This window comes from Dyella sp. (assembly GCF_035277725.1).
GTDB lineage: Bacteria > Pseudomonadota > Gammaproteobacteria > Xanthomonadales > Rhodanobacteraceae > Dyella_B.
This window is the reverse complement of sequence record NZ_DATEJY010000246.1, coordinates 1-19,459: the sequence shown is the minus strand read 5'-3', so window position 1 is coordinate 19,459 and position 19,459 is coordinate 1. Positions and strand designations below refer to the sequence as shown.

Genomic DNA, 19,459 nt, shown 5'->3' with positions numbered 1-19,459 from the left:
GTCATCACCGTCACCCCGACCTGCAGGTAGCGCGTGGCGTCCTGGTCCTGGAAATTCACCACGAAGGCGGGATCCAGCGGCAGGAACAATTCCGGCGCTTTCGGCGGCGTCACCGCCGCTTGCGCACCGTGGCCGCGGGTGTAGAGATAGCCGCCCGCGCCAACCAGCACGAGCGCGGCGATCGCAACAAACATCATCGCGCGGCCGCCTTTCTTCTGCGGCGGTGCCACGGAGATTTCATCTTCCATATCGTCGGCGTTAGCCATGAACAACCCCATTCCATACAAGACGTGATGCAGCGCTTCGACACTGAAGCGAGCTTGGCTACAGGGGTTTTAGCAAGCGGCGTGCCACGGTTTAAAAGCACGGTGTGGCGGGGTTTTTCGAAGATGTGACGACGCTGAGCGGCGTTTTATTGACGCGTGTCGGGATGCGGGCGCGGAAGATGCGTGGTGATTTTGTCGGCACATCCCATCGTCGCGAAGATGGCAGCCCTCCCCTACTTCGCAGGGGAGTGAGTGCTTCATCGTAGGCTGGGATGAAATCCCAGCATCGGGACGTGCAAGAGCGCTGGGATTTTCATCCCAGCCTACGTGGCTGCCGTAGGGATCAGGCGAAAGCGTCGACCAGACCGATGGCGGCACGTGCGGCCGTGGCGATGGGCGTGTCGGCGATGTCGTCGCTGGCGCTGCTGCTTGTTTGCGCTTGCTGGTTCTGCTGCCCACTGAATTGCTGTTGCGCATGCTGCCCCACGGTCGCGTGACCGAGCGACAAGCCCTGTCCGCCCAGCATCTGGTGAAGCTGGCCCAGGCTCTGCTGCACGGCGGCAGTGGCGTCCGGATGTTGCGTCATGAAGCTCACGTCCACGCGGCCGTGTTCCACGCTCACCTTTACATCCAGCGGGCCAAGGTTCTGCGGATTCAAGCGGATCTGCGCCTGCTTCACATCCTGGCCGCTGAGCCAGGTGATCTGCTGGCCAAGTTCTTTTGCAAAACCGGAAGAACCGGCGGGAGCATTCATCGTCAGGCTGTGCACACCGCCAGTGGCGCCTGCAGGTACGACCGGCGCGGTGGCGGTGAGATTGCCCAGCGCGGTGATGCCGGCCGTGCTCGGCGAGCTGTTGTCGGCGGCGAATGTCGTTGCCACCGGCAGTGCTGCATGACTGCCGGCGGCCACGCTGCCAGCAAGTGCCTGGGTGTTGTCGCCGAGAGCCTGCGTGAAACTGCTGGTATCAGCGGGTGTTGCCGTCGTGCCTGCGTCACCGGCGGAGAGGCCGTCATCCGCCTTGAAGTCCGGCTTGGCCGACAAGCCGCTGCCGATGCCGGCCAGCGCATTACCTGTTGGCGGTGCGCCCGTATTGGGAGTGGCAGAGGTTGTTGCCGGCGTAACCGGTGGCAGCAGCACCGGCACGATGGCCGCCGCTTGTGCTGCCGGTTGCGCGGTAGTCGATGGTTGTTTGTTGCCTGCGCTCTGTTTGGCGGTGCCCGACGTGCCGGCATGCGTATCGCCGGTCGCGTGATCGATCAGGTTGAGCACCGTGCTGACCAGCGTACCGACCCCACCGGTGAGATCGATACCGGGGCCGTTGTCGTTGGCCGCATCGCTCTGATCGTCCTTGGCATCGGCGCCCGGCTTGCTCGTATCGCTCGATGCACTGCTCGCCTGCGCGTCGGCGTTCTGTGTGTTGTCGCTGCTCTGCGCATCGGCGCGGCTGGTGTCTTGCGAAGTCTGCTGCGCGGACTGAAGGTGCGCATGGAAGCTGGGGCCGGCGGGTGGGCTGTGATTGTTCGCCATCGGCGCCGGCTGCGCCGGTGCCGGGTTGATCGGCAAAGCGGGTAACGGAGTGGCGCTCATGCGCGGATGCTCTTCTGAACGTTGACGTGGAATCGGCAGCAAGAAACGAGCCATCGTAGGTTGGGGTGCGAACCCCAACATTCGTACCCCCACGCATCACGGTGTTGGGGTTCGCACCCCAACCTACTTCACGACGAACCCAGCCTGTTGCGGTATTGCATGCGCTCGTCCACTTCCGCCTGTTCCAGCCGCTGTTCGCGTTGGCTTTCCTGCTTGCGCAAGCGCTCCACCACCGTATCGAGCGCGTTTTCGCGCGCATGCGCCTGCAGCCAGCGTTCGCGCGCGCCTTCCAACTGGCGCTGCAGGCGTTCGACCAGCTTGGCCTGCTGCACGATGGCCTGGTCGATGCGGTCGACGAATTGTTGACGGTTGAGCAAGGCGCTCACCGTCAGACCGCCGTCGCTGAGACTGTAGTCGCGCCGATAGCGTTGCAGTTCTTCGAGTTGCTGTTCGGCATGCGCGAGTTTCTGCTGGTGATCGGCCAGGCGTTGCAGCGCATCTTTCTGGCGGCGCTGCGCCTGGTCTACGGCCGGTTGCAGTCGATCCGAACGTGAAGGCATGGATCAGCCTCGCAGGTTGGGGTGCGAGCCCCAACGTCGTGATGCGTGGGAGATGACCATGTTGGGGTTCGCACCCCAACCTACGATTTCATCCCAGCTTACGGTAAGGAAAAATGGCCGGCGCAGCATCGCTCAGGTCTCCGTCGTCAGTGATGCAAGCCGTTCCTGCGCGGTGCGCAGCTCCACCGGCTCGTCGACTTCCTGCTGCAGGAACCGCGTCAGGCGCGGATACATCGCAATGGCCTGATCCACCTGCGGATCGGAACCTTTCTGGTACGCACCCACCGCGATCAGGTCCTGGCGCTGGCGATAGGCGGAATAGATCTGGCGAAAGCGCTGCGCGGCGCGCATCTGTTCTTTGGCGACCACCGCCGGCATCACGCGGCTGATCGAAGCTTCGATATCGATGGCCGGGTAATGGCCGGCTTCGGCGAGATCGCGCGACAACACGATATGGCCGTCCAGAATGGCGCGCGCCGCATCGGCGATGGGATCGTGGCGATGGTCGTCGCCTTCGGTCAGCACGGTATAGAACGCGGTGATCGAGCCGCGTCCTTCGGCATCGTTGCCGGCGCGTTCGACCAGCGCCGGCAGCATGGCGAAGACGGAGGGCGGATAACCCTTGGTGGCCGGTGGCTCGCCGATCGCCAGCGCAATTTCACGCTGCGCCTGCGCATAGCGCGTCAGCGAATCCATCAGCAACAGCACGCGCTGGCCGCGGTCGCGAAACCATTCGGCAATCGCGGTGGCATATTCGGCGCCGCGCAAACGTTTCAACGGCGGCGCATCGGCGGGTGCCGCCACGATCACCGCGCGTTCGCGGCCTTCGTGACCCAGCGTCTGTTCCACGAATTCCTTCACTTCACGGCCGCGCTCGCCGATCAGCCCGACCACGACGACGTCGGCATCGGTGTAACGCGTCATCATGCCGAGCAAGGTGGATTTACCCACGCCCGAGCCGGCAAACAAGCCGATACGCTGGCCGCGGCCCACGGTCAGCAAGGCGTTGATTGCGCACACGCCGGTATCGAGCGGCATGTCGATCGGCTTGCGCGCCATCGGATTGATCGGCTCGCGCTTGAGCGCCGCGTGATGTTCCGCATACAGCGGACCTTCGCCATCCAGCGGCAGGCCATCGGCGCCAACCACGCGGCCCAGTAACGCATCGCCCACCGGCAGTCCGCCGATGCGCGAGCAAGGACGCACGCGCGCATTCGGCAACACGCCATGCATCTCCGTCACCGGCATCAACAGCAGGCGTTCGTCGGCAAAACCGACGACTTCGGTATCCAGTTCACTGCCATCCGCGGCATCGACCAGGCAGCGTGCGCCGAGCGGCGCTTCGCAGCCTTCGGCTTCCAAGGTGAGTCCGACGACACGACGCAGACGGCCTTCTACCGTGAGCATCTGTGCGGATTGCGCATAGTGTGCGCGCGCGGCCAGTTGCTTGCGCCAGCGCTGGTCACGGCCTGGCGCGGCGCCGATCATGCGGAAACCTCATCCTCGCCGTCGCCATCCAGGTCATCGCCGATGACGGCGTCGACCACGGCAGCCAGGCGCGTGGCGAGGCGGGCATCGAGGCGCGAGCGGCTGCTTTCCAGAATGCAATCGCCGCGTTGCAGCGCCGGGTTGGCACCGAAGCGCCACTGCGGTTCGGCCGCGGCCAGTTCACGTAGCAAATCCATGTCGCTGGGATTGACCCACACACGCAATTCGCGCGTGGCCGACGGCAACGCGGCGGCGGCTTCGCGCACGGCGTGTTCGATCAACGACGGATCGAGCTGCAATTCGCGCGCAACCACGCGGCGGGCAATCACGGTGGCGAGCAAGGCCAGTTCGCGCTCGACGGCATCATCCAATTCGCTGAGCGGACGCGCCGCGGCATTGCAGATGCCTTCGAGACGCGCGAGGCGCTCGTCGAGCTCTTTTTTTGCAGCGGCGCGACCTTCAGCCAGGCCGGCGGCATAGCCTTCTTCGCGCGCCTGGCGTTCGATTTCTTCCAGTTCGTAGACGGTTGGGCCAGGCGGCGCTGCCGGTTCCGTGGTGTTTTCACCACCTACTGAAGGCGGCTCCCAGCGGTTGAAACCGGCGATGGTTTCGCGGGTGAGGATGCCGCCCATCTATGGTATCTCGCGCGGGGCACACTCCCTCTCCCCAGAGGGGAGAGGGTTGGGGTGAGGGGTTGTGCGGAGCGAGGTGATGAATACTTGCGAGAAAGCGTTCCCTGCGCCAGTTCCGGCAAGCATGCGTCTTTCCGCTCCGCACAGCCCCTCACCCCAGAGGGGCGAGGGGGTTGGTCTGCGGCGAAACACAGCAACGCTACGCATCACACAAACTCATCGCCGCCGGCCGACAAACTGATCTGCCCCGCATCCGCCAACCGGCGCGCGATCTGCAGCACTTCTTTCTGCGCGGCGTCGACTTCGCTGAGCTTGACGGGGCCTTTCACTTCCAGATCGTCGCGCAACATGTCGGCGGCGCGCTTGGACATGTTGGCAAAAATCTTTTCGCGCACGGCGGGTTCCGAGCCCTTCAGCGCAATGATCAGGCGTGCGGACGGCACTTCGCGCAACAGCGTCTGCATGCTGCGGTCGTCGATCTCGGAAAGATCGTCGAACACGAACATCAGCTCTTCGATCTTGGTGCTGAGGCCAGAGTCATGCGTGCGGATCGCGCTCATCAGCTCGGCTTCACGCGAGGTTTCCATCGCGTTGAGAATGGCCGCCGCAGCTTTCAAGCCACCGACGGTGGCGGATTTCAACTTGGTCGACGTGCCGGAAAACTGGCGCTCCATGATCTCGTCCAGTTCATTCAGCGCCTGCGGCTGCACGCCATCGAGATTGGCGATGCGCATCACCGCGTCGCTGCGCACGCGCTGTGGCAGATAACCAATCACTTCGGCAGCCTGGTCGGGCTCCAGATGCGCCAGCACCAGCGCGATGATCTGCGGATGTTCCATGCCGATCATCTCGGCAATGGCGCGGCTTTCCATCCACTTCAGCGATTCCAGGCCCTTGGTGGAACGGCCCAGCAGAATGCGATCGATCAGGCTGCCGGCCTTGGTTTCGCCCAGCGCACTGACCAGCACCTTGCGGATGTATTCCTCGGTACCGACCCCGAGCGCGGTCTGGCGGCCGATGTCTTCGTTCAAGCGATTGAGCACGCCCTCGACCTGGTCGCGCGACACGTTGCTGAGCGTGGCCATGGCGGTGCCGACGGCTTGCACGTCGCGCGCGCTCAAATGCTTGAGCACCTCGGCGGCATCTTGTTCGCCCAGGGTCAGCAGCAGGATCGCGGCGCGCTGCGCGCCGTTGACGGCGTTGTTGTGCTCAGCTGCCATCCTCACCCACCCAATTCATGACCACCTGCGCAACCTGCTTGGAATTTTCCTGCACCAGCTTGCGTGCGACGCCGATCTTTTGCTCGTACGCCATGTTCTGGATTTGCGGGGACGTAATGCGCACGGGATCGGCGCGCTCATCGCGGTCGTCATCGGCAATGCGCACGGACACGGTGGGAATCGGGCCGGCCAAGGCAGGCATCGGACCCGGCGCACGCAACAAACCCTTGAGCAGTGGCCGCAGCAAACCGAAGGCGATCAGCAGCGCGATCAAAATGCCTGCGCCTTGCTTGATCAGGTCCAGCATGCCCGGGCGCATCCAGAACGGTTGCGCCACCGGTGCGGTGTCGGTCACCGTGTCATCCGAAAACGCCTGGTTGATCACCGTGACGCTATCGCCACGCTGCTGGTCGTAACCCACCGCGTTCTTGGTGAGATCGGTGAGATGTTGCAGTTCTTGTGCACTGAGCGGAATGCTCTTGCCCTTGCCATCCGCCGCCGGCTTGTTGTCGACCACCACGGCCACCGTCACGCGGGTCAGACGGCCGGCAGGATCGGTGACGTGACTGATGGTGCGGCCGAGTTCGTAGTTACGCGTGGCACTGGAGGAACTGTCGGTCGGCGTCGCATTGGCCGTGTTGCTGGCATTCGCAGCGGGCGGCGTCCCGGCGTTGGGCTTGGCGGCCGTCGGCTGCGCAACGGTATTCGGTGGCTGGTTGCTGAGTGCGCCTGCGATCTGGCCGCTGCTGTCGTCGCGCTTGGTATCGCTGCTGGTCTGTTCGCTGCGCAACGCGGGCTTGTCGCCGTCATAGCTTTCGCTGGCTTTCTCGGTCTCGCTGAAATCGAGCGCAACGTCGACCTGCGCACGCACGCGGCCGGTGCCAACCAGTGGCGTAAGCAGTGTTTCGATGCGCTGGGCGTAACTGTTTTCCATGCGCGTGACCAGGCGCATGTGCGCATCGCCCACCGCGCCGGGACTGTTGGGATCGGAAACGGTCAGCAGCGTGCCTTGCTGATCCACGATCGAGACTTGCGAAGGATCCAGATCCGGCACGCTGGAAGAAACCAGGTGCACGATCGCCTGCACCTGGCTGCTGTCGAGCTGACGGCCGGGATACAAAGTAAGCAGCACCGATGCGCTGGCCGGATGATTGTCGCGAATGAATGCCGACGGTTTCGGCAAGGCCAGATGCACGCGCGCGGCGCGCACGAATTGCAAACCGGCAATGGTGTTGCCCAGATCCGTTTCGAGCATTTCGCGATAGTGCGTGCTTTCGGCCAGATCACTCATGCCGAACGGCGAATCGCTTTGCGCTGACGTAGCACCGGCCGTACTGCCTTGCGGCAGACCTTGCGCAGCCAGTTTCAGGCGCGTATCGGCCAGCACGTCAGCTGGCACTGAAATGGAGGCGCCATCCGCGCCGAGACGAAACGGCGTGCTGGTGCTCTGCAATGCCTGCGTGACTGCGGCGGCATCCTTGGGATCGAGCCCTGCATACAGCAATGCGTAGTTGGGACCGCGCGACCACAACACGATGCCCACGCCCAAGGCCACGGCCGCGGCGACGGCGACCAGTAGCATCAGCAGGCGCGTCGTGGGATTTCGCAGCAGGATTTTCAGCTGGTCCTGGCGCGGATTGGCGGTGGCGGGAATGTTGTCGGCCATGGGGGCGGATCAGTGGGTGGAAGCGACCAGCTTGGTTGTCGTCATCGCGGCAAAAACCGCAACGGCGCGGAAGAACGTCAAACCGGCATATTCATGATGGTGGTGTACGCATCGACCAACTTGTTGCGCACTTCCACCAGGCCGCGAAACGCGAGATCCGCTTTCTGTCCCGCAATCGACGTTTTCACGATATCCGCGCCGGGATCGCCGCGCTCAAACGCACTGACCTGCTTCTGCGCTTCATTCTGTTGCGCCGCGACCGAACCGATGGACTGCTTGAACAGCGTGCCGAAATCCACGCCGGATCCACTCGCTGCAGCAGGCAGCGCCGCACTCGGCATGGCACCGGCGGCCATCGAACTGAGCGCGCGCATCTGCGAAAGCACACTATTGACGTCAATCTGACTCATGTCGGTTTTCCAACGCGTGAGCGGGTACTGGAGTGCTATCAAGCAACGGCCGTGCCACTGTTTTCCGGCGACGCGTCGTTACCGCGGCAAGCGGCTTGCAGGCCGTATTTGCGCAGTTTTTCCACCAAGGTCGTGCGTTGCATGCGCAACAACTTCGCCGCATGCGCCACGACGCCATCGGTGATGTCGAGTGCTTGACGGATCAGCCCCACTTCGATGTCGGCCAGATGATCTTTGAGATCCACGCCGCCTTCGGGCAGCATCACTTCGGTATCCAGCAGGCTGCGGTGATGCGTCGACGACGCCGGCTTGGCCTGGCCATCGAGCATGGCGCGCACCACGCTGCCGCCGGTTTCATCGAGCGGCTGCACACCGCGGTATTTTTCCGGCAGATCGCTGGCGCGCACTTCGCCGTTCGGATAAAGAATGGCCAGGCGCTCGACCAGATTGGACAGCTCGCGCACATTGCCCGGCCACGCATGCTGGCGCAGTGCCTGCAGCGCACTGCCGCTGAAGCGCACGCTCTGCAGGCCGCGGCGCTGCAGGCGCTGGTTGAATTCGGCGATCAGCTCCGGCATGTCTTCCAGACGCTCGCGCAGCGGCGGCATTTCCAGCGGGAATACGCTGAGGCGGTAGTAGAGATCTTCGCGGAAGCGTCCTTCGGCGGTGGACACTTCCAGGTTGCGGTGCGTGGCGGCGATGATGCGCACGTCGCAGCGCTGCGTGCGGTTGCTGCCGACGCGCTCGTACATGCGCTCCTGCAGCACGCGCAGCAGTTTCACTTGCATGGGCAGGCTCATGTCGCCGATTTCATCGAGGAACAGCGTGCCGCCTTCGGCCATTTCGAAGCGGCCCTTGCGCGTGCTGATGGCGCCGGTGAACGCACCTTTCTCATGGCCGAACAATTCGCTTTCCAGGAGCTCGGCGGGAATGGCGCCGCAGTTGATCGCCACGAACGGCTTGTCGCGACGCGGCGAACTGTCGTGGATGGCGCGCGCCACCATTTCCTTGCCAGTACCGGATTCACCCAGTACCAGCACGCTGGAATCGAACGGCGCCACCTGGCGGATCAGCGCATTGACGCGGCCCATGGCGAGCGAGCTGCCGACCAGGCGCAGCGGTGCCGGGCTGCTGCTGGCGGCGCGCAGGGTCGGCGCGCGGCGCACGGCTTCGGCCAGGCGCTCGTAGCGCAGCGGGAAATCCAGTACTTCAATCTGTGCCGCATAGGGCGAGCCGACCTTGGTCAACCGGTCCAGTTGCGGCGAATCGGATCCGACCAGCACCAGCAGCTGGTCTGCCGGCACTTCGAGCGAGGCCAGCAATTGTTCGCACAGTGCTTCGTCTTCGATACCACCGATATAAACCGCTCGCCACTCGTGCGACATCGAATCGAGCTGCAACGACGCATCCCAGCGCTGCGGGAAAAACCCCATGAATTGCATGGCCGACGTGACGATGTCGGCACGTGTTGCGTTGGATTCGATAATGAGTACGTTGCTATTTGGCATGAGCACGAGTTCCTGCTGCATTTACTGCGACTGCTGATGGCTTGAACCACGGCATTTCCCGTCCCGATGCCGTGTCCCCTGGATGTGTCAGCGATCCGACGTGACACGTGTGCCAATCCAGCAAGAAGAACGCCAAAAATTTCGCAGCAAACTGACCTGTGCGGCACTTCCCGTTTAGTTCGTGACGGAATTCGCGCACGGTATATCGACGCCTTCACATTCGTGATTGACAAAAGAAACCGTTTACTTCAATGGTTTAGCGCGATTTGTCAGACAGGTAATACCAATGCTTCACATGCCGGCGAGCGTCACTACCTGGGTTGGCATGGCGGGAATCCGCCGTCAGTGAATGTTTCGTCGCGTGATAACCATCACATTCTGTGCTTGTGCCCTGGCACGGTTTCTGGGATGCCCGACAGACGCGCTTCGGCCACTTTGCGTCTGTGGTGACAAAAAACGAAACGTTCCAACCCATCCTCGACCGCTTCGCTCAAATCACGAAAATAAAGGAAAACGTTGTCATTACCGACTGCTTTCCCTTGTTGCACCAGCAGCTCCAACGGCAAGGCGCGGCAGGCCTCGAAATGCATGCGAATCAGCAACGGTCCGTCAGGCGGGAGCAAGCCGGCCGGCACGATCAATCCCACGGCGTTGAAGCTCACCGGCTGCCGCGGCGGCAACACGGTGGCGGGCAGCAACAGGCGGTCAACAATGTCCAGCAGCACGTTGAGCTTGCTGTCCATGCGCTGCAATTCCTGCATTACCGGGTCGTCCACGTCGGCCGCGCTTTCGAACCGCCGCTCATCCAGGGAGGCAAGCGTCCGCAATACGTGCAAGTTGCGCTCGTTGAGGCGCGCGACATCATCCGGCGTGGCCGCGAATGGCTCGACAGCCAGATGCGGATGCCCCTGCCAGGTCACCCGTTCGGAAAACGCCTGCCATCTCTCTTCGGTTTGCGCGGTTTGCATGACACCCTCCCAGGAATGCGGATGCCGGCTTTATGACGGACTACCAGCTAATGGCAATGGTATTCATGAGGCGTGCCAGCAGCATCTTTTCCGCGGAAAAAGCCCGTAGGCTGGGATGAAGTCCCAACTTTCTCGAGCCCACCCATGCTGGGATTTCATCCCAGCCTACGCAAACCAGCGGCGACGCTAGCGGGATGACGACACGTAACTGCGCAGTGCCCGGTGGTTGTACTGATGCTGGCTGAGCTGGTTTTCCACCGCATCGCGCACCTGCTGCGCGCGTTCCAGCACGGCGCGGTTGTGTGCTTGCAGGGAAGCCAGTGCATCGCGGTGGCGGTTGTCGAGTGATGCGTTTTGCATGTGCTGCAAGGGAACCTGGCGCTGCGCATCGAGTTCGGTCACCAGGGTCCAGTTGCCGTCGGCGGCGGCTTCGCTCATCTGGATGGTGAGCGACAGCGCTTGCTGCAATGCGTCTTGGACCTGGCTGGTCATGGCACGGTGGCGGGTGTTTTCGCTTGCGCGAGTTCGGCCAGATACGGTTCGCGGATCGCGTGCCAGGCTTCGCGGATCGGTGCGATCAAGCGTTCGCATTCGTCCAGTGCACGCAGGTCGTCATTGAGTTGCGCATGCAGCAGGCGCCGCGTGATGTAGTCGTACAAGGCATCGAGCCGGCCGGTGAGCGTGGGCTCCACGCTATGGTCGAGGCTTGCGCGCAGGGTGTTGAGCATGGCGATGGCCTTGCCGAAGGCCTGGCCTTTGGCGGGAATATCCTGGTGCAGGATATGGCCGCGCGCCTGGTTGATGCGGTCGACCAGGCCATCGAGCAGCATCGCCAGCAGTTGATGGCGATCCGCTCCTTCGACGCTGCCTTGCGCGCGCGTTTGCGCGTACAGGGCGCTGCCATTGCGTGACATGTAACTCATGGTTACCCCTTGCTGCTACTGCTGGTACCAGTTAGCGCATTCATCGCCTGGGTAAGGTAGGAACTGGTGTTGTTGAGAGACGACATCAGCGAGCTCAAGCTGGTGTATTGCTGGACCAACTGCTGCTGGTACACCGCCATGCGCGCGTTCAACGCGGTCTGCTGGGTCTGCAGGCCGGTGAGGTCGTTGTTGAGGTTGGTGATGCGCGATTGCAGCACGCCGGTGCTGCTGTTGAAACCGGTCACCAGCGTGCTCAGCTGCGTGGCGATGCCATTGGTACCGGAAAAAAGCTGCTGCACCGATGACGGATTGCTGGCCAGCGTGTTGGCCAGCGTGGTGGAGTTCGACACCAGCGTGCCGTCGGCATTGCGCGTAATGCCCAGGCTCGCCAGGCTGCCAAGGCTGCTGTTGGAAACAGTACTGCCCAGCACGTGCGAGATCTGGCTCTGCACCGCCGACAGCGTGGCATCGCCCAGCAGCACGCCGGCAACCTTGGTGGTGCTGTTATAGCTTTGCAGCTGATTTACGGTGCTTGCGTAGGTGTTGTAGGCGCTGACGAAATCGTTCACCGCCGTGCTGATCGGCGTGGTGCTTTGCGCGACGGTGAGCTGCGAGCTGCCCGTCGTGCTGAGGTTCAAGGTCACGCCGGTCAACGCGCCGCTGACGCTGTTGGTCGGACTGCTGACGGCAATGCCATCGATCGTCAGTTGCGCATTGGCTGCCGCGGTGCTCGGTGTGTTGAGTGCGCTGGCCAGGGCCGTCACGCCACTGCTGCTATCGCTGCTGGCGCTCACGCTGAAGGCATTGGCCGTGCCGGTGCTGGCGGAAGTAAGCACGAGCTGATTGCCGTTGACACCGGATACGATCGTGGCCGTCACGCCCGGATTGCCGCTGGCGTTGTTGATGCTGGTGGCGATCGACGAAAGCGTATCGGTGGCACCCACGGACACGCTCACGCTCTTGCCGCCCACCGTGATGTTGAGTGTGCCGGTGCCGACCGTGGCCAGGCTGGGCTGCGCCGCGCTGACACTCTTCTGCGCGGTGGCAAGCTGGCTCACGTTGATGTTGTACGTACCCGGCGACGCATCCGGCAGCGTGCTGGCGGTGCCGAGCGAGGTATTGGAAAGCGTGGTGGTGAACGTGCTGTAGGTAGTGCTGGAGGTCAGCTCGTTGAGTGCGGACTGCAAACCGGACAACGAGGTTTGCAAGGCAGTAAGCCCGGCAATCTTGTTGTTGTCCTGGTTGGTCTGGTTGGTGATCTGCGCCTGCGGACCGGCTTCCTGTGCGTTGACCAGCGCCTGGATGATCGAATTGACGTCCAGCCCCGTGCCCAGGCCCAGCGAGCTGAGCAGGCCGGTACCGCTGATGCTGCTACTGCCGCTGCTGCCGGACGTGGCGGTGGAGGAGCTACCGCTGATCGCGCTGGAAAGTGCGCTAGAGGTACTGCCTACACTGGAGATGCTGCTCATGAAGGGGCCTCGTCGAAGATATCTGGCGCCATCGAACTGCCGGCAAAACTCTCGTTGCGAACCATTCGTCCAAGGAAAGCTTTACCTGCCGCTCGCGTGGGTTTTCTGACGGCCCAATGGCCGCCAGAACCCCTTGAAGCAAAATCCCGGCCATGGCGATTGCCGCCATGGCCGGTCGTACCGATTAACCCAACAGCTTGAGGATCTGCTGCGGCTGGGCATTGGCGGTGGCGAGCACCGAGATACCTGCCTGCTGCAACACCTGCGACTTGCTCAAATCCGCGGTAGTCGCGGCGAAGTCCGTGTCCTGAATCGAGCTTTGCGAGGCCGTCAGGTTGGTCTGCTCCGCACCCAGGGTGGCGATCGTGGACTGGAAGCGGTTCTGCACGCCGCCCAGCTGGCTCTGGAAGTTGCTCACCTGAGTCAGCGCCACGTCGACGCGGGAGATCAGGTTGTTGGCATCGTCCACCGTCAAAACATCGCCGCCCGCCAGCGAACCGGAGGAGGTGATCACCGAGCCGTCGGTGTAGGCCGCACCCGTGGCCGCAAAGCCGGTGGCGGAAGAGCCAACGCCGCTGGCGCCGAAAGCCACTGCGCCCGTGGTCAGGTTGAACACCGTGCCTGCCGCACCGGTGAGTGCTGCGCCGGTAACGGCCAGTTCGCCCGTGGAGTAGATGTTGATACCGCCGCTGGCGTTCACGGCTGCACTGACACCTGCGATACCCGCTGCATTGATCGAGTCTGCCAGGCCCTGTGCACTGCTGGCGCTGGCACCGCTCAGGCTGTAGGTCTTGCCGTCTGAGCCTTCGATGCTCAGGCCGCTCAGGCTGATCGACTGGCCCGACACGCCGCTGGCATTGACGAACGCACCACTGACGTTGGCGGTGGAGATTTCCGAGACCTGGCCGAGCTGCGAGGTCGTAGCACCCTGACCCAGCTGCACGTTGATGGCCTGGCCCACGTTCGAGCCGATCTGGAACGACAGCTGGCCCACCGATCCATTCAACACGTTGGTGCCGTTGAAGCTGGTCTGGTTGGCGATACGGGTGATTTCCGACAGGTACTGCTGCACCGAAGTATCGATCGCGGCGCGGTCGGAAGACTGGTACGTGCCGTTGGCGGACTGCACGGCCAGGTCACGAATCGACTGCAGGTTGGAGGTGATCTGGCTCAGTGCGGAACCCGCGGTCTGGGCCAGGTTGATGGCGTCGCTGGCGTTGGTGCTGGCCTGTCCCAGGCCGCCGATCTGCGTCTGGAAACGGGTGGCGATAGCGAAGCCCGCAGCATTGTCCGCCGCACTGTTGATCTTCAGACCCGAAGACAAGTCGCGGGTGGCCGTGGACAGGGCGCTGCCCGACTTGCTCAAGTTGTTCTGGGCAGTCAGCGAAGCAATGTTGGTGTTTAGAACGAGTGACATGGAATGTCTCCTGAAACCGGATAAGTGGTACTCAAGCCGGCGGGATCCAGTCACGTTTGCAGTGCCGACCGCCTCAGGGACTTTTTCGGCGCTGGCGTGGATTACTTGAGCCGCCGCCGAAATTCTTTTCATCTCGCGTAGGTTGGGGTGCGAACCCCAACATTCGGATCCATGCAAGCATGACGATGCTGGGGTTCGCACCCCAACCTACGCGGCGCATATCGGCACGCCGATGACACGTTGGCACCAACATTGCTCCCACCCTCGCATATCCGGCCTGGAACGCGCCGGAAGCGTCAGATTTCCGACGCCCGCGCGTCCTTGCCTTATCGATCAGACGAGGAAACCACATGCGTTGCGTGCTTGCGATTTGCGCCGTGTTCAAGGACGAAGCCGCCTACCTGCGCGAATGGGTCGAGTTCCATCAGCTCATGGGCGTGGAACGCTTCTATCTGTACAACAACAACAGCGCGGATCGTTACCTCGATGCGCTTGAGCCGCATATCGCCTCCGGTGCCGTAGTGCTGCACGAATGGCCGCAGCATCCGGCGCAGTTGCAGGCGTACGAGCACTGCCTGAAAACGCACGGCAGCCAAGCGGACTGGATCGCGTTCATCGACGTGGACGAATTCCTGTTCGCACCCGATGCCAGATACTTGCCGGACGTGCTGGCCGATTACGCGGATCACCCCGGCGTGGGCGTGAACTGGGTGATGTTCGGTTCCGCTGGACACAAGCAAAAACCGCAAGGCGGCGTGCTGGAAAACTATCTGCGCCGCGGCAACCTCGACGGCGGCGTGCCCTATGCGCATTTGAAATTGCCGGACGGCAGCTACCGTTCGGAGAACGCACATATAAAGAGCATCGTGCAGCCGTCCAAGGTGGCGGCCTGCAAGAACGCGCATTTCATGTTGTATGCCGACAACGCGCGCGCGGTCGACGAGAACGGCCAGCCGATCGACGGCCCGTTCACCAGCAAGGTGTCGGTGAACAAGCTGCGCATCAACCATTACTGGAGCAAGTCGGAAGAGGAATGCCGCCGCAAGTTCGACAAGGGCTTTGCGGATGGCAAGGGCTCGCGCGACTGGAACGAATTCCTGCTGCACGAGGAAGTCCTAAACAGCGTCCATGACGACACCGTATTGCGTGTGGTCGCGCAACTGGGCGTACTACCATCCGCCTGGCCCCTGGATGCCTTCCTGCAGAACGACGAGGGCGTGTGGCACGCGCCATTGCGCAATCGGCCGGCGCACAGCTCGCTGCATGCGCTCGCCACGCAAATGTACGACGTGGTGAAAGACACCGCCGACACCAGCGTGTATTCCGCGGCATTGGTAAAAGAAATCCATAGCCGCACCAGCGCGCTGCAGCTGTCGCCTCGACGCGCCAACCTGTTGCAGGTGTTCGACAACCTTCCCGCCGGCACGCGTGTGCTGGAAATCGGATGCGGCGGCGGCATGCTGACGCGTGCGTGGATCGAACGCGGCTGCGCGGTCGACGCGATCGAATTTGCGCCGCACTGGGCGCGCGTGGCGGCCGCACGCTTGCGTGACTGCCCGCAAGTGCGCGTGTTTCAGGCGACCTTGCGCGAACTCGCGCTGCAACCCGATTACGACGTGGTATCACTTACCTTCGCGGACGATTACGCCGAAGCATGGCCGCGTGGCGATGCACTGCGCGAAGCGATCTCCATGGCCACGGCCGCGTTGAAGCCCAACGGCATCCTTATGCTGGCGCTGCCCAATCGCCAGGCCGCGCCGGAACGCCGTGACATTCTCTCGCGCGCCCGGATCGAAGCCGCGTTGCGCGCGACTGGACTGGCCGAGATCGACACCCGCCTTGCCTTCCCCGACGCCTTGCTGCCGGAGGTGCTGATTTCCGCGCAGGCACAGCACATGGCGCCAGCACTGCGCCTGGACGACCTGATCGCGCAACGCCCCTTGCTGCGAGATGCCGGCAAAGAAGCGGCGCAATGGGAAATGCATTTTGAAGCCGGCACGCTGGCCGAGCACGCACCTGGCCTGCTGCTGATCGCGCGCCGCAGTGGCACACCTTCGCCGCTGCGCGCCAATGTGTTGGCACAAAGCTTTACCGATCATCGCGTGCCGGCAGGCAATACGGTCACCGAATACGTCTGGCAACGTGGCACGGTACAGGTGGTGCCGCGCGCCTTGTCGCCGGATGCAACGTGGGCCGGCTCGGCCTTCGATCCGGTGCGCGAACCGTATCCGCCCGCACCGGGCCGTTCGCTGCTGATGCTGATCCGCAAGGCCATCCACGACCAACGCGCCGACCTATTGGTTGCCCTGCTACGCAAATGGGGCGCCCTGATCTACGCGCAGGCCGACGACGAGGACAAGATTCCCGGCCAATGGCTGGATGCCCTGCCCGCGCATATCTATCTGGACGCGGACGGCGAAAGCCTCGCCTTCCACGGTGGCGAATGGCGTGCACGGCAGCGGGTGGAAAAGCAGATTCCGGTATATGTGGGCCTATGGCAGATCGCGTATGAAGCCGGTCTGGAAGCGCTGCTCGGCCTGGCTGCGCCAGCCGAGCGCGTCACCTGGCTGTGCAAGCGCCTGCTGATCGATGCCTCGGCGGAATGGATCGGCCACGGCCGCAACATCAACGAAGCCTTTGCGCGCGAAATCCACGAAGGCGATTGCTGGAACCGTACCGATCGCCATCTGAAGATCATCCCCGAATGGCTGATTCCGCCGCCGCCCTCGAATCTCTACAAACATTGGCAAGCGCAGCAGCAACTCAGCGACACCGCAGTGGCGCAGGCCATGCGCCGTATCGAAGCGCATGGCGCGCCGCGCGTGCAGGTGATCGTGATCGACCGCGACGACGATGTAGATGCCGTGCGCGTTACGCGGGAGAGCCTGGAAGCTCAGCACTATCCGCACTATCACTTGAGCGTGATCGGCAGCGACGATGACGTGATGCAGCGCCTGCATGGCGAAATCACCGCCAGCGACGCCGACTGGGTGCAATTGCTTTACGCCGGCGATCAATTGCACCCTGCCGCCCTGCTGCTGCTGGCCGAACGCGTGGTGTCGCATCCCTACTTGCGCGCCGTTTATGCCGACGAAGACGCACACGTCAACGGTACCTTCGAGCAGCCGATCTTCAAGCCGGATTTCAATCTCGACATGCTGCGCAGCTATCCATATGTCGGCCGTGCGCTGGCGTTCCAACGCAAGCGTTGCCTGGAGCTTGGCAATCTACAGCCGCATTACGGCGACATGGCGCCGTACGACCTGCTGTTCCGCCTGATCGAAACGGATGGCTTGCAAGCCATTGGCCATGTCGCCGAAGTGACGCTCCGCGCCGCGTTGCCGTACAGCCAGTGGCTGGCCTCCGACACGGTGAAAACGCACAGCGCAGCGATCGTCGCCAACCATCTCACGCGCATTCGCGTGCCGCATCGCATGGAGCAAGGTGCACTGCCTGGCTTCAACCGCGTGCTGTATCAACATGCACGGCAGCCGCTGGTGTCGATCATCGTACCGACCAAGGACCAGCTGCCGCTGCTCAATGGCCTGATCGACAGCCTGCTGTCGAAGACCAGCTATCTCAATTACGAATTGCTGATCGTCGACAACAACACCGGCGAACCGGCGGCATGCGCGTACCTCGACGGCATCGAGCGCCTGAATAGCCAGCAGTTGCGCGTGTTGCGTTATCCGCATCCGTTCAATTACTCGGCGATCAACAACTTTGCCGCGGCGCAGGCACGCGGCGAATACCTGATCCTGCTCAACAACGATACTGCTGTCCTGCATGCGGATTGGATCGAGGCGCTGCTCAACCACGCGCAGCGTCCGGAAGTCGGCATCGTCGGCGCCAAGCTGCATTTCCCCGATGGCCGCATCCAGCACGGCGGCGTGGTGCTGGGCTTGCGCGGTCCGGCCGACCATCCGTTCATCGGCCAACCGATGGACGCGGACGGCTATATGCATCGCCTGCGCGTGGATCAGAATTACACCGCCGTCACGGCTGCGTGCTTGATGATCCGCAAAGCCGTCTACGACGAAGTCGGCGGCTTGGACGAGCAGGATTTCAAGGTGTCCTACAACGACGTCGACCTGTGCCTGAAAGTGCACAAGGCCGGCTACCTCGCCGTGTGGACGCCGTACGCGCGCCTGATGCACGTCGGCAGCGTCAGCCAGACCAAGGTCGACAAGACCGCCCAGGAAGCCAAGCAAAAACGTTTCGAAGGCGAACAGAGCGCGATGTACCGCAAGTGGCTGGCGCTGCTGGCACGCGACCCTGCCTATAGCACCAATCTCAGCATCGACGGCACGGGTTTTGAACTGGATCCGCTGCGCAGCAAGGCGTGGCAGCCGTTTGCGAGTCCCTTGCTGCCGCGCATGTTCTGCGTCGCCGCGGACGAACACGGCTGCGGGCACTACCGCATCCGCCAACCGTTCGCCTCGATGCAACGCGAAGGCATGGTGGAAGGCATCATCGCCGGCGTGCATCTGAATCCGGTGGCGATGGAGCGTTTCCAGCCGACGTCGCTGGTGATGCAGCGACAGATCAACGAGCATCAGATCAAATTGCTGGAAAACTATCGCGACTATTCCCGCGCCTTCAAAGTGTTCGAGCTGGATGACCTGATCCAGCAGATTCCGGTGAAGAGCATGTTCCACGGCCTGATGCCCAAGGACGTGGTGAAGTCGCTACGGCGTGCCTTGTCCACGGTGGACCGTTTCGTGGTTTCCACCGATGCCTTGGCGGAAGAATTCAAAGGCTTCCACGCCGATATCCGCGTGGTGGTGAACCGCTTGCCGGTGGATTGGTGGAGCGATCTCTCCTCGCAACGCCGCGTCGGCCGCAAGCCGCGCGTGGGCTGGGGCGGCGGCTCCAGCCATCGCGGCGATCTGGAACTGATCGCCGACGTGGTGCGCGATCTGGCCGACGAAGTGGAATGGGTGTTCTTCGGCATGTGCCCCGACAAGCTGCGCCCCTACGTGCATGAATTCCACACCGGCGTGCCGATCGAAGAATACCCGCGCAAGCTGGCGTCGCTGAACCTGGATCTTGCGCTCGCACCCTTGGAAGAAAATGCGTTCAACGAATGCAAGAGCAACCTGCGTTTGCTCGAATACGGCGCCTGCGGTTTTCCGGTGATCTGCACCGATATCGTTCCCTATCAAACCGATCTGCCGGTGACGCGCGTGAAGAACCGCTACAAGGAATGGGTGAGCGCGATCCGCATGCATCTGGATGATCTGGATGCAAGCGCGAAAACCGGCGATGCGTTGCGCGATGCCGTGCTGAAGGATTGGATGCTGGAAGGCGACAGGTTGGTCGCATGGCGTGATGCGTGGATGCC

At 62.8% G+C, this 19,459-nt stretch carries 15 protein-coding genes; 1 reads left to right on the top strand and 14 read right to left on the bottom strand.

Features of this window, described 5'->3' with window-relative positions:
• The 14 genes from VJR68_RS20095 to VJR68_RS20030 all read right to left on the bottom strand — a co-directional run.
• Positions 1 to 266, bottom strand: a 266-nt coding sequence (locus VJR68_RS20095) for a flagellar basal body-associated FliL family protein (RefSeq protein ID WP_414647824.1), incomplete at its 3' end; no start/stop codon positions are given.
• A gap of 343 nt (positions 267 to 609) precedes the next feature.
• Positions 610 to 1,854, bottom strand: a complete 1,245-nt coding sequence (locus tag VJR68_RS20090; RefSeq protein WP_324150528.1) for a flagellar hook-length control protein FliK — start codon at positions 1,852 to 1,854, stop codon at positions 610 to 612.
• A gap of 128 nt (positions 1,855 to 1,982) precedes the next feature.
• Positions 1,983 to 2,414, bottom strand: coding sequence for a flagellar export protein FliJ (gene fliJ, locus VJR68_RS20085; protein ID WP_324150527.1), 432 nt, complete (start codon positions 2,412 to 2,414; stop codon positions 1,983 to 1,985).
• Positions 2,415 to 2,546: 132 nt separating this feature from the next.
• Entirely contained in the window at positions 2,547 to 3,902 is a 1,356-nt protein-coding gene (gene fliI / locus VJR68_RS20080; protein ID WP_324150525.1) for a flagellar protein export ATPase FliI, read from the bottom strand.
• On the bottom strand, positions 3,899 to 4,534 hold the full coding sequence (locus VJR68_RS20075; RefSeq protein ID WP_324150523.1) for a FliH/SctL family protein: 636 nt from the start codon (positions 4,532 to 4,534) through the stop codon (positions 3,899 to 3,901). The genes fliI and VJR68_RS20075 overlap by 4 nt, the downstream gene beginning before the upstream one ends.
• Positions 4,535 to 4,740: 206 nt before the next feature.
• Positions 4,741 to 5,754, bottom strand: coding sequence for a flagellar motor switch protein FliG (fliG, locus tag VJR68_RS20070; RefSeq protein WP_324150521.1), 1,014 nt, complete (start codon positions 5,752 to 5,754; stop codon positions 4,741 to 4,743).
• Positions 5,744 to 7,420 carry a flagellar basal-body MS-ring/collar protein FliF gene (fliF, locus tag VJR68_RS20065; RefSeq protein ID WP_324150520.1) on the bottom strand — a complete coding sequence of 559 codons (1,677 nt, stop codon included), beginning with the start codon at positions 7,418 to 7,420 and terminating at the stop codon, positions 5,744 to 5,746. The genes fliG and fliF overlap by 11 nt, the downstream gene beginning before the upstream one ends.
• Positions 7,421 to 7,497: 77 nt before the next feature.
• Positions 7,498 to 7,830, bottom strand: a complete 333-nt coding sequence (gene fliE / locus VJR68_RS20060) for a flagellar hook-basal body complex protein FliE (protein WP_324150518.1) — start codon at positions 7,828 to 7,830, stop codon at positions 7,498 to 7,500.
• A gap of 38 nt (positions 7,831 to 7,868) precedes the next feature.
• On the bottom strand, positions 7,869 to 9,338 hold the full coding sequence (locus VJR68_RS20055; protein WP_324150517.1) for a sigma-54-dependent Fis family transcriptional regulator: 1,470 nt from the start codon (positions 9,336 to 9,338) through the stop codon (positions 7,869 to 7,871).
• A 371-nt stretch (positions 9,339 to 9,709) separates the two neighbouring features.
• Positions 9,710 to 10,306: a PilZ domain-containing protein gene (locus VJR68_RS20050; protein WP_324150515.1), complete on the bottom strand. Its 597-nt coding sequence runs from the start codon at positions 10,304 to 10,306 to the stop codon at positions 9,710 to 9,712.
• A gap of 186 nt (positions 10,307 to 10,492) precedes the next feature.
• Positions 10,493 to 10,798, bottom strand: a complete 306-nt coding sequence (locus tag VJR68_RS20045; protein ID WP_324150512.1) for a hypothetical protein — start codon at positions 10,796 to 10,798, stop codon at positions 10,493 to 10,495.
• On the bottom strand, positions 10,795 to 11,229 hold the full coding sequence (gene fliS / locus VJR68_RS20040; protein ID WP_324150511.1) for a flagellar export chaperone FliS: 435 nt from the start codon (positions 11,227 to 11,229) through the stop codon (positions 10,795 to 10,797). Before fliS ends, VJR68_RS20045 begins: the two co-directional genes overlap by 4 nt.
• Positions 11,230 to 11,231: 2 nt before the next feature.
• On the bottom strand, positions 11,232 to 12,698 hold the full coding sequence (gene fliD, locus VJR68_RS20035) for a flagellar filament capping protein FliD (RefSeq protein ID WP_324150509.1): 1,467 nt from the start codon (positions 12,696 to 12,698) through the stop codon (positions 11,232 to 11,234).
• Between the two features lie 184 nt (positions 12,699 to 12,882).
• The gene (locus VJR68_RS20030; RefSeq protein WP_324150508.1) at positions 12,883 to 14,115 is read right to left on the bottom strand and encodes a flagellin; all 1,233 of its coding nucleotides are present in this window, start codon (positions 14,113 to 14,115) and stop codon (positions 12,883 to 12,885) included.
• A gap of 350 nt (positions 14,116 to 14,465) precedes the next feature.
• Here VJR68_RS20030 and VJR68_RS20025 point away from each other — a divergent pair.
• Positions 14,466 to 19,459: glycosyltransferase family 92 protein (locus VJR68_RS20025; protein WP_324150506.1), on the top strand; the 4,994-nt coding region annotated here is incomplete at its 3' end.

What these genes read in the sequence shown, in the direction of transcription:
- VJR68_RS20030 (WP_324150508.1), bottom strand. Translation starts at nt 14,115, where the DNA reads ATGTCACTCGTTCTAAACACCAACATTGCTTCGCTGACTGCCCAGAAC.
- VJR68_RS20045 (WP_324150512.1), bottom strand. Translation starts at nt 10,798, where the DNA reads ATGACCAGCCAGGTCCAAGACGCATTGCAGCAAGCGCTGTCGCTCACC.
- fliI (WP_324150525.1), bottom strand. Translation starts at nt 3,902, where the DNA reads ATGATCGGCGCCGCGCCAGGCCGTGACCAGCGCTGGCGCAAGCAACTG.
- fliG (WP_324150521.1), bottom strand. Translation starts at nt 5,754, where the DNA reads ATGGCAGCTGAGCACAACAACGCCGTCAACGGCGCGCAGCGCGCCGCG.
- VJR68_RS20090 (WP_324150528.1), bottom strand. Translation starts at nt 1,854, where the DNA reads ATGAGCGCCACTCCGTTACCCGCTTTGCCGATCAACCCGGCACCGGCG.
- fliJ (WP_324150527.1), bottom strand. Translation starts at nt 2,414, where the DNA reads ATGCCTTCACGTTCGGATCGACTGCAACCGGCCGTAGACCAGGCGCAG.
- VJR68_RS20055 (WP_324150517.1), bottom strand. Translation starts at nt 9,338, where the DNA reads ATGCCAAATAGCAACGTACTCATTATCGAATCCAACGCAACACGTGCC.
- VJR68_RS20050 (WP_324150515.1), bottom strand. Translation starts at nt 10,306, where the DNA reads ATGCAAACCGCGCAAACCGAAGAGAGATGGCAGGCGTTTTCCGAACGG.
- VJR68_RS20075 (WP_324150523.1), bottom strand. Translation starts at nt 4,534, where the DNA reads ATGGGCGGCATCCTCACCCGCGAAACCATCGCCGGTTTCAACCGCTGG.
- fliE (WP_324150518.1), bottom strand. Translation starts at nt 7,830, where the DNA reads ATGAGTCAGATTGACGTCAATAGTGTGCTTTCGCAGATGCGCGCGCTC.
- fliD (WP_324150509.1), bottom strand. Translation starts at nt 12,698, where the DNA reads ATGAGCAGCATCTCCAGTGTAGGCAGTACCTCTAGCGCACTTTCCAGC.
- fliS (WP_324150511.1), bottom strand. Translation starts at nt 11,229, where the DNA reads ATGAGTTACATGTCACGCAATGGCAGCGCCCTGTACGCGCAAACGCGC.
- fliF (WP_324150520.1), bottom strand. Translation starts at nt 7,420, where the DNA reads ATGGCCGACAACATTCCCGCCACCGCCAATCCGCGCCAGGACCAGCTG.